General features: G+C 41.1%; 8 protein-coding genes and 1 pseudogene. 3 read left to right on the top strand and 6 right to left on the bottom strand.

Annotated elements, in window-relative coordinates:
- Positions 1–126 precede the first annotated feature (126 nt).
- The 6 genes and pseudogenes from PL8927_RS01485 to PL8927_RS01460 form a co-directional block, all read right to left on the bottom strand.
- Positions 127–873, bottom strand: a complete 747-nt coding sequence (locus PL8927_RS01485; RefSeq protein WP_197047276.1) for a DUF561 domain-containing protein — start codon at positions 871–873, stop codon at positions 127–129.
- Positions 874–2,391: 1,518 nt separating this feature from the next.
- Positions 2,392–3,222: pseudogene (locus tag PL8927_RS28945) on the bottom strand (nitrate ABC transporter ATP-binding protein); the annotation flags it as partial.
- A 44-nt stretch (positions 3,223–3,266) separates the two neighbouring features.
- A complete protein-coding gene (locus PL8927_RS01475) occupies positions 3,267–5,270 on the bottom strand; it encodes an ABC transporter ATP-binding/substrate-binding protein (protein WP_083616795.1) in 2,004 nt (667 codons plus the stop codon).
- Between the two features lie 46 nt (positions 5,271–5,316).
- Positions 5,317–6,156, bottom strand: coding sequence for a nitrate ABC transporter permease (gene ntrB / locus PL8927_RS01470; RefSeq protein ID WP_083616793.1), 840 nt, complete (start codon positions 6,154–6,156; stop codon positions 5,317–5,319).
- Positions 6,157–6,337: 181 nt separating this feature from the next.
- Entirely contained in the window at positions 6,338–7,675 is a 1,338-nt protein-coding gene (locus tag PL8927_RS01465) for a CmpA/NrtA family ABC transporter substrate-binding protein (RefSeq protein ID WP_083616791.1), read from the bottom strand.
- Between the two features lie 66 nt (positions 7,676–7,741).
- A complete protein-coding gene (locus PL8927_RS01460; protein ID WP_083616790.1) occupies positions 7,742–9,601 on the bottom strand; it encodes a ferredoxin--nitrite reductase in 1,860 nt (619 codons plus the stop codon).
- 509 nt (positions 9,602–10,110) lie between these two features.
- Between PL8927_RS01460 and PL8927_RS01455 the strand changes: the two genes are divergently transcribed.
- The 3 genes from PL8927_RS01455 to PL8927_RS01445 all read left to right on the top strand — a co-directional run bounded on the left by PL8927_RS01455 (position 10,111) and on the right by PL8927_RS01445 (position 15,212).
- Positions 10,111–11,427: a cytosine deaminase gene (locus PL8927_RS01455; protein ID WP_083616788.1), complete on the top strand. Its 1,317-nt coding sequence runs from the start codon at positions 10,111–10,113 to the stop codon at positions 11,425–11,427.
- 96 nt (positions 11,428–11,523) lie between these two features.
- A complete protein-coding gene (locus PL8927_RS01450) occupies positions 11,524–12,996 on the top strand; it encodes an SLBB domain-containing protein (protein WP_231505877.1) in 1,473 nt (490 codons plus the stop codon).
- Positions 12,997–13,031: 35 nt separating this feature from the next.
- On the top strand, positions 13,032–15,212 hold the full coding sequence (locus PL8927_RS01445) for a GumC family protein (RefSeq protein ID WP_083616785.1): 2,181 nt from the start codon (positions 13,032–13,034) through the stop codon (positions 15,210–15,212).
- The last annotated feature ends 9 nt before the right edge of the window (positions 15,213–15,221 follow it).

Genomic DNA, 15,221 nt, shown 5'->3' with positions numbered 1-15,221 from the left:
AATTAAACCGTAGGGGCGGGTTCCGAGACGAGCTTTAATGATCAGTAATTATCTCCCTAAACCCGCCCTTTCTTTCTTCTGCTGGCTGTTATATTTTGTGCCCATTCCCTATTTTCTATTGCCTTTTTAAGCGTAAATTCGGTTAGCTTGAACCGTTGCTAACGCTTCAACTAAACTCCGAACCACCGCCACCATTGCGACTTCGTTATCAAGGCGGTTAATAGCAGAACCGACACCAACGCCTGCGGCTCCCGCAGCAATAGCCATCGGAGCGGTAATATTAGAAATACCGGAAGCGCATAATACCGGAACCGACACAGCGCGAGAAATTTCCGAGGCGGCGGCTAAGGTCGGGGCGGCTTTTTCAATCAGTCCTAATGTGCCACCATGAACCGGGGAAGCACTGGTTCCGCCTTCGGTTTGGATAATATTTGCACCCGCTTTCACAAGTTCGAGGGCGAGTTCAACTTGTTGGTCGAGTTCGAGGATATGGGGAACGGTGACAGATAGGGTAATATGGGGCAGTAAGGCGCGGGTTTCGTGGGTCAGTTGCAAAACTTCCGCCGCTTCAAAACGCCGTCCTTGAGCATAGAACGCATCGAAATTACCAATTTCAATTAAGTCTGCACCTGCTGCTACACAAGTCACAAATTTCTGGGGTTCAACCGCAGAAACACAGATGGGGAGATGGGTTAATTGACGGACAATTTGCACTAAGTTAGGGTCAGCGCCAATATCCACAAAGGTTGCGCCGCCTTGAGTTGCTGCTTTCACGACAGAGGCGACCCGTCCGACGTTAAAATTGGTTAAACCGCTAATTACTTTCAGGGCGTTGCCTTGGTCGAATGCTCGTTGTAAGGAGGAATTCATCATAATTCTATTATTGACGTAGTGAGCCCTTCAGGACTCTGACTATCTGAGGTAAAAAACATTGTGCCATAACTTATGACATTCCGGTGATAATAACCCTAAAAATTATTTGTTATCTAAAATTATAGCATTTTTATTTGAGTTTAATATAGGGGTAAGGCGCGCCCATTGATGTTAACTTAAGTCACGTTAGCCCTGAACTAAAGTTCGGGCTAAAAGCTGNAGGACATTTTTAAATCCTGAAACCCTTTCACTTCTTACTGTTCCCTGTTCCCTGTTCCCTGTTCCCTTGCGCGTAGCGCTATAGCAGTCGCGCCTGGGGTGTTAGGACATAGACTGATGCTAAAATCTAAACTTTTGTCTCTCTTTTCCTGTCTGTTCCCTGTTCCCTGTTCCCTGTTCCCTCCCTTCTACAGAGGAATTAGGATAATAATTAACTCCCAATTCCTCATGATTGATTCCCTATTGAACAGGTTTGATATCTAACGTTCCTACGGGAGTAAATGTTACTTCAAATTGCGTATAGGGCGTTTGGCTCACATCCGACTTAACTAACTTCGGCAGAGGGGTATTATTCAGGTTCTGAGTTGCATCGGCAGATTTGGCTTCATAACTCAAAATATCCCCGGTTTGACTCACCTTAACCACATAAATCGATAATGCAGTAACCGGAGTAGTTGTCCACGCTTCATTAATTTTGTCAAAAACCTCTTGATTTAACTGTTCTAAATCCGCCGCACTAGGGGTGGTTGTCGTTGTGCTACTGGGGGATGTTGCCACAGAAGAAGGTGAAGACGTTGGCGACGCCGTTGTTGTCGGTGATGTTGTCGCGGCTGGGGAAGGAGCCGCCGTTGGCGATGCTAAACTTTCAGGCGTTGGGGATGCCGTTGCAACGGGAGACGGAGAAACCGTTGGAGATGCCGTTGGTGTCGGTGCGATAGCCGTTGTTGAACTAGGGGAGGAGGTTGTTGTTGGGGTAGATCCAAGGCTATTGGGACTCGGTGAAGTCGTTACCACTGCATTAGGAGTGGGGGTTGGAGTGACAGCCAGGGAGGGAGAGGGACTAACCGAGGGAACTGTACCGGGTGATAAGGTCGCCGTCGGGGTAGGGGATAGGGTAGGAGACGGCGTTATGATCGGAGTCACGGTTTCCGTGACGGTGGTAGTTTCCGTCTCCATCGTCGTAGCCGATGATTCTGGTGTTTCCGCCTCTTGATTCGGGGTTGGGGTCGTGGAGTTAAACATTAACGATCCCACTAAGGTAGCAAGAATCACTCCCCACAGGGCAAATAATATCCCTGTTTTCATTCCAGGTGACATTTCTTCTGAGGGTTCAGGTATCGGAGTCACGGGATCAACCACAGGGGTTAACTCAGGTTCGGGAGTTTGAGCATAAGGATTGTCATCAGGATCAGGTCTATTGGGTTGCATATTCAGCACCTCTGTTGCTATATGACTGGAACTGGGTGCTATTGTAGTGCTTTGTGCTGATCCCGTGTCAGGGGTTATATCTTCATCTTCCTCATGATGGGCAAAACGTCGAAACAGAAAATCTAGGGCATAGTTCCGCAATTCATAATATCGGGGATCTTCCATAATTTGGGCCCGGTTGCGGGGACGGGAAAAGGGAATATCGAGAATCTCTCCAATTTGGGCGGCGGGGCCATTGGTCATCATCACCAGGCGATCCGCTAAAAACAAAGCTTCATCAATATCATGGGTAATCATCAAAACCGTAATCCGATGATCTTGCCAAATATTGAGCAATTCTTCCTGTAATTCTTCGCGGGTAATGGGGTCTAAGGCGCCAAAGGGTTCATCTAAAATCAGCATTTGGGGACGAGTCGCCAACGCACGCGCAATGGAAACCCGTTGTTTCATCCCTCCCGACAGTTGAGCGGGTTTTTTATTCGCCGCTTCGGATAACCCCACTAACTCTAAATTTTCTTTAACAATTTCGCTGTGTTCAGCCGAGGATTTGTCAGGATATACTGACTCAACGCCTAAGTGGATATTTTCTTTCGCAGTTAACCAAGGTAAAAGGGAATAGTTTTGGAAGACCACCATCCGTTCTGGCCCAGGTTCGGTGATCAATTGTCCTTGAACAGATACGACCCCGGTTGTGGGTTGATTAAACCCCGCCACCATATTTAATAACGTAGATTTTCCACACCCGGAGTGACCAATAATGCAAATAAATTCGCTTTCTTTGACCTGAAGATTGACATCTTCAAGCACAATATATTTACCTTTGGGTGTGTCATAAACCTTGGAAACTTGATCAATCACCAAAAAGGCATCGGATTTAGAGGGAGAAGTTGATTTAGAAGAAATACTGTCTAGTGTCTGCATAATTTTTTGGGGACAGTTAAGGGTTGACGGTTGATTGTTGACGCTTAGGCAGCGATCGGATCAAGGATAATTTCTTCAATCCAAATTTCCTGTTTAATTTTGAGATTTTTGAGATATTTAATCGGGTCATTCGGATTAAATAGAGTGCCATCAAACAGTTTAATTGTGTGGCGATCGCGTCCAACATAAGGTAAACCTAATTCTCTTGCCGCTTCACCATAGACATCTGTTCTTAATACCCGTTCTAAAATTGAAACCCAATTTTTGGGAAAAGGTGTAATCCCCCATCGTGCCATTTCTGCCATGATCCACAGAAATTCTGTCGTATCTGGACAATTGGTTTTATCGACAAAAAATTGATTGTAATTGATTAATAATTCTGGGGGTTTTCCATCACCTTTAGGAAAGGGATCAATAAATCCTAATCTTGTATATTCCGGTGCAGATCCGATATATTCATCTCGGCATAAAATCTCTAAAATTTCTTCCCGATTTCGCCGATCATCGCAATACTCGCAAGCCTCAATTAATGCTTTTACTAGCGCAATATGGGTTTTAGGATAACGATTTGCCCAGTCTTCTGTCACCCCCAAAACTTTCTCGGTATGTCCTTCTGGGAAAATATCAAAACTATTGGCAATCACAAATCCTAAATCTTCATAAACAGCGCGGGAATTCCACGGCCCCCCCACACAATAGCCATCAATATTTCCGGCTTTTAAATTGGCTTGCATTTGAGGCGGTGGAATTACCGTTAAATTAACATCTTGATCGGGGTTAATATTTCCGGCTGCTAACCAATACCGCAACATTAAATTGTGCATAGAAGTCGGATGTACCATGCCCAAAGTATGCACTTTATCCTGCTGTTTTTGGATCAAGGATTTGAAGTCTTCCAGGGTTCTAACCCCTTGTTCATATAATTGACGACTTAGGGTAATTCCATTGCCATTTCGAGATAAGGTTAAGGCCGTTACTATCGGAACTGGGGGATTTTTACCGAAGCCTAATGTCATGGCTAAGGGCATTCCAGATACCATTTGCGCCGCGTCTAAACGACCTTCTACGACTCCTTGACCTAATAGTTTCCAACTGGTTTCTCGACTGAGGGTAACGTCACTTAATCCATACTCGGCAAAAAGACCTTTTTCTTTAGCAATAATCAGAGGAGCACAGTCGGTTAAGGGAATAAACCCGATCTCTAAATTAACTTTTTCTAAACCATTTTTAGCAATAACAGTAGGAGCTTTTTGGACGGCTGATTTTTTGGCTTTTTTCTGTTGATTGAGAAAATAAACAATCTCATTTCGCAAGGCATAATAGTTAGGATGATTAACCACTTCCATCCGTTGACGGGGACGGGGAATATTCACCTCTAAAATTTGCCCGATATGGGCTTCTGGGCCGTTAGTTAACATCACAATGCGATCGGATAATAATAAGGCTTCATCGACATCGTGAGTCACCATCACAGCGCTAACTTGGCTGGCTTCGCAGATTTTCATTAACTGCTCTTGTAACCCTCCTCTAGTTAAAGCATCTAACGCCCCAAAGGGTTCATCTAAAAGTAATAATTGGGGCTTAATAGCTAAGGCGCGAGCGATCGCAACTCGTTGTTTCATCCCCCCCGAAATTTCTCCCGGTAATTTATCTGCCGCCTGTCTTAAACCGACTAATTTAATGTGTTTTTCAATAATATCTTGACGTTCGGTTTTAGGCAGTTTGCGATAGACTTCATCAACGGCTAGTGCAATATTTTCGCGTACCGTTAACCAAGGTAATAAGGAATAATTTTGAAACACAACCATCCGATCTGGCCCCGGTTCGCGGACTTCTCGCCCTGCTAAAATAATCCCGCCTTCTGTGGCTTGATCTAACCCCGCAATAATATTTAAAAGGGTCGATTTTCCACAGCCAGAGTGACCAATTAAGGTGATAAATTCACCTTTTTTAATTTTGAGTTCAATATTTTTCAGCGCGATATATTGTTCTCCATTGGGGAGATTAAAAATGCGATGAACGTGATCAATTTCTACAAATACAGACATAATTAGAGGTGAGAAGGGTTAACGGTTAAGGGTTGAAATTAGTGATTTATTTCTGGTCGGCGGGAACAACTTTAGAAGCAATAAAACCAATGGCGCGATCGAGGATTAAACCCACAACCCCGACATAAATTAAAGCCACAATAATCGCACTCATTCGAGAGCTATTATAGGCATCCCAAATAAAGAATCCAATGCCAACTCCTCCGACTAACATTTCCGCCGCAATAATGGCTAACCAAGATAAACCGATACCAATTCTTAACCCAGTGAAAATATAAGGAACTGCGGAGGGAAATAACACTTTAAAGAAATATTTACTTCGGGGTAAACGTAAGACTCTAGCAACGTTTTTGTAATCTTGAGGAATTTGTTGAACTCCAACGGTAGTATTAATAATAATCGGCCAAATTGCGGTAATAAAAATGACGAAAATGGCAGCAGGATTAGATTGTTGTAAAGCGGCTAAGGCGATGGGCAACCAAGCCAGGGGGGGAATAGTTCTTAAGATTTGAAATAGGGGATCTAAGGCATCATACATAAAGGCATTTGTTCCGATTAAAATCCCTAATGCAATTCCAACAATAGCGGATAAGGTAAATCCAATGGCAACCCGTTGTAAACTGGCTAGAACTTGCCAAAATAGCCCTTTATCCATGCCCCCATTATCGAAAAATGGATTAACAATTAATTCCCAAGATTCCTTAACGGTGGTAATTGGAGAAGGTAAATTAGGGTTTTCTCCTGAACATAACAGTTGCCAAATGGCTAGAAAAATAAAGATGGCAATTAACGGACGAATGATTTGATTGCGGTTTTTATTAAACCAATCAAAGATAAAACTCAGAGGATTTTTACTGCTAGAACGAGCTTTAATGCTAGTCGTCATAAGTGTTAGAGATGAGTGAATTGAAATCGGGTTTTTAGCGATATATTCCTAGGTTTGATCCCCCTAAATCCCCCTTAAAAAGGGTGACTTTAATAGTCCAGTTCCCTCTTAAAAAAGTAGAGCTTTGATTTTCTGGTTCCCCCCTTGGTAAGGGGGGTTAGGGGGGATCAAACAGAGGGAATTATATTTTTTTGATGGCTAAACTATTGAGGTAAGCTTGAGGATCATCGGGGTTAAATTGTACGCCATCAAAGAAGGTTTCCACACCGCGAGAAGTAGTCGCTGGAATTTGGTCGGCGGGAACACTTAAAGATTTGGCTGCTTCCCTCCATAAATCTTCGCGGTTGACTTTATCAACGGTGGCTTTAATATCTACATCAGGCGGTAAATATCCCCAACGAATATCTTCGGTTAAGAACCACATATCATGACTCTTATAGGGATAAGAGGCGTTATCTCTCCAGAATTTCATCGCAACAGGACTCGCTTGAATAACCCGCCCATCCCCAAAATCAATATTTCCTTTAGATCGCTCAATAATATCTTTAAAGGGGACTTTAAACCATTTATCTTGGGAAACAATTTGACACATTTCCTCAACATTTTCGGGTTGATCACACCATTGTTGCGCTTCTAATACCGCCATTGTTAATGCTTTTGCTGCTTTCGGGTTTTTATCCACCCAATCTGCTCGCATACTAAAGGCTTTTTCGGGGTGATCTTTCCACAATTCTCCGGTTATTAAAGCCGTATATCCGGCTTTTTGATTCACTAATTGGGCGTTCCAAGGTTCACCGACACAGAAGCCTTCCATATTCCCGACTTTCATATTAGCAACCATTTGGGCTGGGGGAACTGGAATAATTGAAATATCGGTATCAGGAACTGTCCCACCTGAAGCTAACCAATAGCGTATCCATAAATCGTGGGTTCCACCCGGAAAAGTCATGGCTCCTTTGACTTCTTTTCCTGAGTTTTTGGCAGCTAATACAATGTCTCTGAATTTGGCACTATCGTTAATGGTTAGTTTAGCATCAAGATAATCTTTCCCTAACGAAATTGCTTGACCATTGGTATTTAATCGGGCTAAAATATACATCGGAACGGGTTGTTTAGTAATCGTTCCTAATGTCATTAAATGGGGCATGGGTGATAAAATATGCGCCCCATCAATTCCGCCTCCACCTGACCCTAATTCTAAGTTATCACGGGTGACAGGCCAAGAGGCTTGTTTAACCACCTTAACATCCGTCATTCCATATTTAGCAAAGAAGCCTTTTTCTAAGGCAATAATTAAGGGTGAAGAGTCGGTTAAGGCAATAAATCCTAATGTTGCAGTTGGTGTTTCTGGGGCATCAGCCGGATTAATATTAGCCGCCGGAACTACTGTTGTTGCCGGGGAAGAATTAGAGGCAGTTGTTGAAGAATTAGTTCCAGAAGTACAACCATGTACAAAGATAGTTCCAGCCGCAGTTACACCAGCCGTTAACAGGAATTTACGTCGTGAAAGCTTACTCATGTCTTATGTCTTTATTCCGTGTTGGTAAATAATTGATGTGGTTTTTCTGATTAATCTTTAGAGTCGTTAAGCATCAATAACGACGGTATTAATAGCATGGGCAGTACAAGTTAAAATCATACCGGGTTCTAGGTCTTTTGCTGCATCAGGATTACTATCATATTGGATCTGACCTTTAACTAATTTTTGTTGGCAAGTTCCACAATTTCCTGAACGGCAACTACTGGGAATGGGAATTCCTTCGCGTTCAGCTATATCGAGAATCAGTTCATTTTCTCCACAGGTAAAGGTTTTACCGGATTTAGCAAAAATAATTATTGCTGTTTTAGCCGGGGCTTTTGGAGTTGTTTCTGGAGGGTTAATTTCAGATTCAGAACTCGTTAAATCCACTCCTTCTTTGAGTCTTGCTCCAAATTGCTCTACAAGAATTTGTCGCAACATTGGTTTTAGATCATCACAGGGAATGGATTTTTGTACACATTCACCGAGTTTAGCATCTTTGCCAACTGTTCCTCCCATATAGAGGTTAACGCCTTCAACAGATTTCCCCTCTTTGCGCGCTTTTGTTCCCATTAATCCAATATCAGCAACTTGGGGTTGTCCGCAGGAATTCGGGCAACCTGTCCAATGAATACGGACGGGTTTTTCGACGGTTAATTCTGCTTCTAATTCCTTCACTAATGCCACAGCCCGGTTTTTAGTTTCAACTAAGGCAAAGTTACAGAATTGTGCGCCTGTACAAGATACTAACCCTCGACTTAACCCCGATGGATTAATTGAAAATTTATCTAAGATGGGTTCTGTTAGGAAAGCATCTAAACGGCTATCGGAAATATTGGGAATAATCACATTTTGCTCAACGCTTAAGCGAATTTCCCCCGTGCCATAAACTTCAGCAATTCGGGCTAATTCTAGCATATCGTGAGCATATAAACGTCCAACGGGAACATTTAATCCAACATAGTTGAATCCTGATTGTTTTTGTTGATAAACCCCAATATGATCCCGTTTTTCCCAGAGAATTTCGTCTTTTTCGGCTTCGGGTTCTAAAGAATAACCGATTTGTTTTTCCACTTCAGAACGGAACTTATCAACGCCCCATTCATCAATTAACCACATTAACCGAGCTTTTTGACGACTTCCTCTTAACCCATTGTCTCGATAGACTTCTAAAATCCCTCGACATAAACCCACGACTTGATGGGGTTGTACCCAGGCATTTAAAGGGATCGCCGCAGCACAACGGGTGGCAGAAAAGAACCCTCCCACTAAGATATTGAACCCAAAAATATTCTGTTTAAATGCCGGAATAAAAGCAATATCATTAATTTCGGCATGAACGGAATTATCTCGACATCCGGCGATCGCAATATTGAATTTTCGCGGTAAATTGCTAAACTCTAAATTGCCTTTTCCAGAGTTAGTAATTAGGTCTTGAACTTGTTGCACTAACTCACGAGTATCATAAAGTTCATCCGCATCTAAACCCGCAACGGGTGAGCCTGTAATATTTCGCACATTATCCATTCCTGACTGAATGCTCGTCAGTCCAACGGTTTCAAACCGTCGAAAAATGTCAGGAATATCCTCAATCCGAACTCCTCTTAACTGAAGGTTCTGTCTTGTGGTAATATCAGAATTGCCGTCATCACCGTAGCGCTGCACGATTTCCCCCAAAACCCGCATCTGCTCACTGGTGATGACCCCATTCGGTAAACGTAACCGGAGCATAAATTTACCCGGAGTCACCGGACGGAAGAACACCCCTAACCATTTCAGGCGGTGGTCTCGGTCGGTTTCGTCCATCGCTTCCCATCCTAAACGGGCAAAGCTTTCGATTTCGTCTTTGACAGCCAAACCGTCTTTTTCCGCTTTGAATTTCTCAAACCTGTTTGTGGCTGTCTTTTGTGGGACTGTGCTGGTCATAGCCGATTCCTCAGTGTTGCTCTGTCTCAAATTTTCAGGCCAATGAGAAATGGATCAAATTTGGCCGAATACTAACAGGTCTATTGAAGGCAAACCGTATCATTTGAGACTCAAATGTAAAAAATTGCTTAATTTTAGGGTGAAGATCCTCCTAAAGTGAGAGAGTTCACCTTTGTTCCCTCAACCGGAACGTTAAGGAATATGAATAAGTTAGACCCCTAAACCCGATATAATCGTAGCTAATGTTACAAAACTTAAAACTTTATGAAGCTTTAGCATGACTAGCATACGTTTTTTGCATAATCATCAATCTTTAGAGAGTTTTTATCTTTGGTGTAGAGAAACGAGTCAGAAACCGGGTTTCTTCTCTGTACTTGCTGAAATCATGTTAAAAAAGTAGAGAAACCCGGTTTCTAGTCCCCTGCTTAGAGTCAGAAACCGGGTTTCTTCTCTGTACTTGCTGAAATCATGTTAAAAAAGTAGAGAAACCCGGTTTCTATCCCCCACTTATGATTCCTAATACCTCTTGTTATTGGTTAAAAAATGTTCGTGTTCCGGTTTGTGTGTTGAAAAATAGGGATGCGGCGATCGCAAATTCAGCAAATAACGATGGTATGGCAGTGGTTGATGTTAAAATTGCATCGGAGATAATAGAGCAAATTGTTGTATCAGGAAGTGTTGAATCAGGTAATATTGCAACGGTAGATTTACAGGGGAGACAGATTTGGCCTTGTTTTGTCGATGTTCATACTCATTTAGATAAAGGTCATATTTGGGAACGTTCACCGAATCTAAATGGAACTTTTGAACAGGCGTTAACAGCAACATTTAAAGATGAAGAAACCTGGACAACCGAAGATATTTATCGACGGATGGAATTTGGTTTAAAGTGTAGTTATGTGCATGGAACAAAAGCGATTCGGACTCATTTAGATTCAGCCGGACGGTTAACGGATCTGAATTGGGATGTATTTAAAACCCTGAGAAAAGAATGGGAAAATCGCTTAATTTTGCAAGCCGTTTCTTTAGCAACTTTGGATTATTATTTAACGCCGGAAGGGGAAAAATTAGTTGATAAAATAGCAGAATCAGGAGGAATTTTAGGGGGAGTTGCCTATATGAATCCTGAGTTAGATCAACAAATAGAACGAGTTTTTCAAATCGCCAAAGATCGGAAATTAAACTTAGATTTTCATGTTGATGAAAATGGAGAAGTAGAATCAATTTGTTTACAGAAAATTGCGGAAGCCGCGTTAAAACATCAATTTGAAGGTCAAATTGTTTGCGGACATTGTTGCAGTTTAGCGGTACAACCCGATGATGTTGTTCAACATACCTTAAATATCGTTAAATCAGCCGGAATTGGGGTTGTGAGTTTACCGATGTGTAATCTCTATTTACAAGATCGTCAATATGATCAATCTCAATCTCCAAAAACCCCTCACTGGCGAGGAACAACCTTAGTCCATGAATTGAAACAAACGGGAGTTCCTGTTGCTTTTGCGAGTGATAATTGTCGTGATCCATTTTATGGATTTGGCGACCATGATGGCTTAGAAGTGTTTAAAATGGCGGTGAGAATTTGTCATTTAGATCGACCTTTTGAAGATTGGTTATGTACGGTAACAAAAACCCCAGCAGATTTGATGGGTTTACCCGATGTCGGACGTATTGGTGTCGGACTTCCGGCAGATTTTATTGTTTTTAAAGGTCGTTATTTGAGTGAAATCTTATCTCGTCAAGAGAGCGAGCGCCTTGTTATTAGAAATGGTATACTCATAACAGAGTCACTCCCGGATTACACGGAGCTAGATTCTTTAATTTGATCCCGCTACCCATCGATTCAACTTGAGGATAACTCCAGAGAGTTTATAACAAGCTCTTCTACTGTGGAAAATTTTCGCAGAATCAATGGAGTGTTTATGAAAACCGATGATAGCCTATCGATTCTTAAAACCTTAACTCTTCAAGTTGTAGCGATCCTAATGTTTACTGAGATCGTTACTGATAATATTCAGAGTGCTGATGCTCAATTGCTCTTGCCAAACCGAAGGTTAACGTCTTCTTCTCCTCAAGTTTCACCCCTAACTCTACCCGTTGAAGCCTATACTTTGGGGACAGGGGATCTCTTGCGAGTTGATGTTTTAGATGTACCCGAATACAGTGGTGAATATTTAGTATTAAGTGATGGTACGATTGGTTTACCCTTAATTGGAAATATTGCTGTTACTGGGTTAACGGTTTTACAACTAGCTGAGATTATTGCTACAAAGTATCAGCCTTATGTTCAACAACCCATTACCACCGTCACCATAATTGCGCCTCGACCGATGACAATTGCTGTTTCCGGGGAAGTTAATCATCCTGGAACCTATACCCTGAGCTTATCCGTTCCCAGTGCTGCGGCTCGTCAATTTCAGTTTTATAAAGTCACCCAACTGTTACAACAAGCGGGAGGAATTACCCAATCTGCCGATATTAGTCGGGTTAAAATTGAACGGAATAATCCTCAAAAACAATCGATTATAGTTAACTTAAGACAATTAATTGAAACCGGTGATCTCAGTCAAGATCTGGTGTTGCGGGATGGAGATCGGATTAATGTTCCTCAAGCTGAAACCCTTGATGCTTTAAATATTCGTCAACTTAATTCTGCCAGTTTTGCTTCGCCAAAAATCGATCCCTTTCCCGTTATTGTGGTCGGAGAAGTGTTTAATCCGGGGACTCATCTTGTGGGAGAAAAAGCAACTGAAACTGGACAACCTCCAACGGTGACAGCGGCGATTAAGTTAGCCGGAGGGATTACTCCCTTAGCTAATATTCGAGAAATTCAACTGCGGCGTCTAACGCAAAGTTCAGAAGAACAAATTGTTAATATTAATTTATGGGAATTGTTACGAACCGGAGATGTAAAACAGGATATGACTTTACAACCGGGAGACTCAATTTTGATCCCCAAAGCCACCGCAATTAATCCCACAGAAGTTGGGGCGTTAGGAAAAGCGAGTTTTTCTCCTCATACCATTAAAGTATCCGTGGTGGGGGAAGTTAAAAATCCAGGGACTTTGGAAATTCCCCTGGATACAACTTTAAACGAGGCGATTTTAGTCGCAGGAGGGTTTAATTTAATTCGTGCTCGTCAAAATCAAGTTAAATTGCTGCGTTTAAATCCTGATGGTACGGTATCCCAACGAAATCTGAAGGTTAATTGGACTGAAGGAGTTAATGAAGCTTTAAATCCAATTTTACAACAAAATGATGTGATTATTGTCGGACGATCTGCGGTCACTCGCACAGGGGATTCTTTGGAAGAAGCCTTTCGACCTTTACAATCCTTCACCGATTTGTTGTCGGTTATGAATACGATTACCCGACTATTTTTGAACGGAAATTAATTGTTTTAAATCTTGAATAGCGATAGGTTAAAGTAATGGTAGACAGAGAATCAATTGATTTGGATTTTAGTCGGTATTTACTGACTTTAAAACAGCGAGGGTTTATTGTGGTCGGGATTTTCCTCTTGTTTTTAGGTTTAGCCTGGTATGGAACTCGGTTTCTCAAGCCAACCTATGAAGCAACGGGAAAGTTATTATTTGAAGTGGATCGAACTTCATCCTTAGCTGGAATTGGTAAAGAATTGGGAGAGTTAAAAGCTTTATTATCTGATCAGACTCCTTTGAGTACGCAAATTGAAATTATGCAATCGAGTCCCTTATTAGAAAAAACGATTAACATCCTTAAATTAACAGATTCTCAGGGGAAATTAATGGAACCCGATTCTTTGAGAAGTAAACTCAAAATTAAGATTCTAGGTGGGACTGATATTGTTGAAATTTCCTGTAGCAGTAAAATAGCTAAAGAAACAGCCGATGTGGTCAATACATTGATGGGAGTTTATATTTCAATTACCGATCAAAATAATCGCAGGGATGCTTCTAAAGCTCGTGATTTTATTGTTCAGCAACTTCCAGTCGTTCAAAAAGAAGTGTTTAGAGTTGAACAAGCTTTAAGAGATTTTAAAGAAGAAAATCAAGTTTTGAATTTAGAACAAGAATTTAGTTCGGCGGTGGAGGGATTATCCGAGTTAAATCGACAAATTACAACCCTAGAATCTCAACTGAATGGCATCAATAGTTTATCAAAATCTTTAGAAACTCAAGTAGGTTTAGATTTGGAAGAAGCGATCGCTTTGAATACCTTAAGCGAATCCCCGTTGATGAAAAGCACATTAGTAGAATTAGAAAAAGTTGAATCGGATTTAACCAATGAAAGAAAACGATTTCGAGATCAGAATCCTAGAATTATTGCTTTAATTGCTAAAAAAGAGGCTCTTACAGCCACATTGCAACAGCAAATTGAGCAAATTTTAGGCAAAAATATTTCACTTCCTAGAGGATTATTAAGTAGTCAAGGAAATAATAACTTACTCCAAGAATATGTTAATACAGAAAGCAAACGTCTGGATTTAACTCAACAGTTAAATTCTCTTTATGAATCTCGTGCAGCTTATCAAAAACGAGCGAGTATTTTACCTAAATTGGAACAACAACAGCAGGAACTAGAACGTAAAGTTCAGGTTGCTAGAGTAACCTATGAAACCTTGTTAAAAAATTTAGAAGAAGTTCAAGTAGCAGAAAATAAAAGAATTGATAATACAAGAATTATTGAAACTGCTATTGTTCCTGAAAAAGGAACAAGTAAAAAATCCCAACTCCTTATTCTAGGAGTAATGTTAGGTTTAGTTTTTGCAACCGCATCGGTTTTATTATTAGATATTTTAGATAAATCCGTTAGAAGCACTCAAGAAATAAAAAATTTATTGGATTATAAGCTTATTGGGATTATTCCGTTTATTCCCAAAAATCGATCTTTTAAATTTAGCCGAATCCGAAAAAATCTGTTTGTTCCTGTGATGGAAGCACCGAATTCTTTAGTGAGTGAACTATATCGGATGATGCAGGCAAATTTAAGGTTAATGACTTCCGATAAAAACCTAAAAGTTATTGTTGTTACCAGTGGCGTGACCCAGGAAGGAAAATCAACAATTTGCGCTAATTTATCGGCGAGTATTGCTCAATTAGGTTATCGAGTTTTATTAATTGATGCCGATATGCGTCAACCCTTTCAGCATCAAATTTGGCGGTTAGTGAATACCCCTGGATTATCTGATATTTTAGCAGAACCCCTAGAATTAAGTTCTGTCATTCGTCAAGGTATGGAACGGTTAGATGTGTTAACAGCAGGTGTCATATCTCCCAACCCATTAAGATTATTAGAGTCTCAAAATATGGCTTTATTAATTCAGAACATTTCTAAACAGTATGATTTTGTAATTATCGATACACCCTCCTTAATTGTGGCAGCAGATGCTTTAATTGTCAGCCAAATGGCGCAGGGAATTTTATTAGTCAGTCGTCCTGGGGTAATTGATCGAGAAACGGCGATCACGGTCAAAGAAATTTTAGACCGTGCTAGTCAACGAGTCTTGGGTTTAGTCATTAATGGCATTAATAAAAAGGAGTTAAATCAGTATTTTTATCATGCTAAACGTTATGCTTCCCACACTTCAAAAAAGTCTAATTTTTTTGATCATCCTTATAAAAAAAATTAAAACAACTAA

This window comes from Planktothrix serta PCC 8927, assembly GCF_900010725.2.
GTDB classification, from domain to species: Bacteria; Cyanobacteriota; Cyanobacteriia; order Cyanobacteriales; family Microcoleaceae; genus Planktothrix; species Planktothrix serta.
Note: the sequence above shows the minus strand (reverse complement) of the source record. Positions and strands in the feature narration are given on the sequence as shown.

What these genes read in the sequence shown, in the direction of transcription:
- PL8927_RS01465 (WP_083616791.1), bottom strand. Translation starts at nt 7,675, where the DNA reads ATGAGTAAGCTTTCACGACGTAAATTCCTGTTAACGGCTGGTGTAACT.
- PL8927_RS01460 (WP_083616790.1), bottom strand. Translation starts at nt 9,601, where the DNA reads ATGACCAGCACAGTCCCACAAAAGACAGCCACAAACAGGTTTGAGAAA.
- ntrB (WP_083616793.1), bottom strand. Translation starts at nt 6,156, where the DNA reads ATGACGACTAGCATTAAAGCTCGTTCTAGCAGTAAAAATCCTCTGAGT.
- PL8927_RS01445 (WP_083616785.1), top strand. Translation starts at nt 13,032, where the DNA reads ATGGTAGACAGAGAATCAATTGATTTGGATTTTAGTCGGTATTTACTG.
- PL8927_RS01475 (WP_083616795.1), bottom strand. Translation starts at nt 5,270, where the DNA reads ATGTCTGTATTTGTAGAAATTGATCACGTTCATCGCATTTTTAATCTC.
- PL8927_RS01455 (WP_083616788.1), top strand. Translation starts at nt 10,111, where the DNA reads ATGATTCCTAATACCTCTTGTTATTGGTTAAAAAATGTTCGTGTTCCG.
- PL8927_RS01450 (WP_231505877.1), top strand. Translation starts at nt 11,524, where the DNA reads ATGAAAACCGATGATAGCCTATCGATTCTTAAAACCTTAACTCTTCAA.
- PL8927_RS01485 (WP_197047276.1), bottom strand. Translation starts at nt 873, where the DNA reads ATGATGAATTCCTCCTTACAACGAGCATTCGACCAAGGCAACGCCCTG.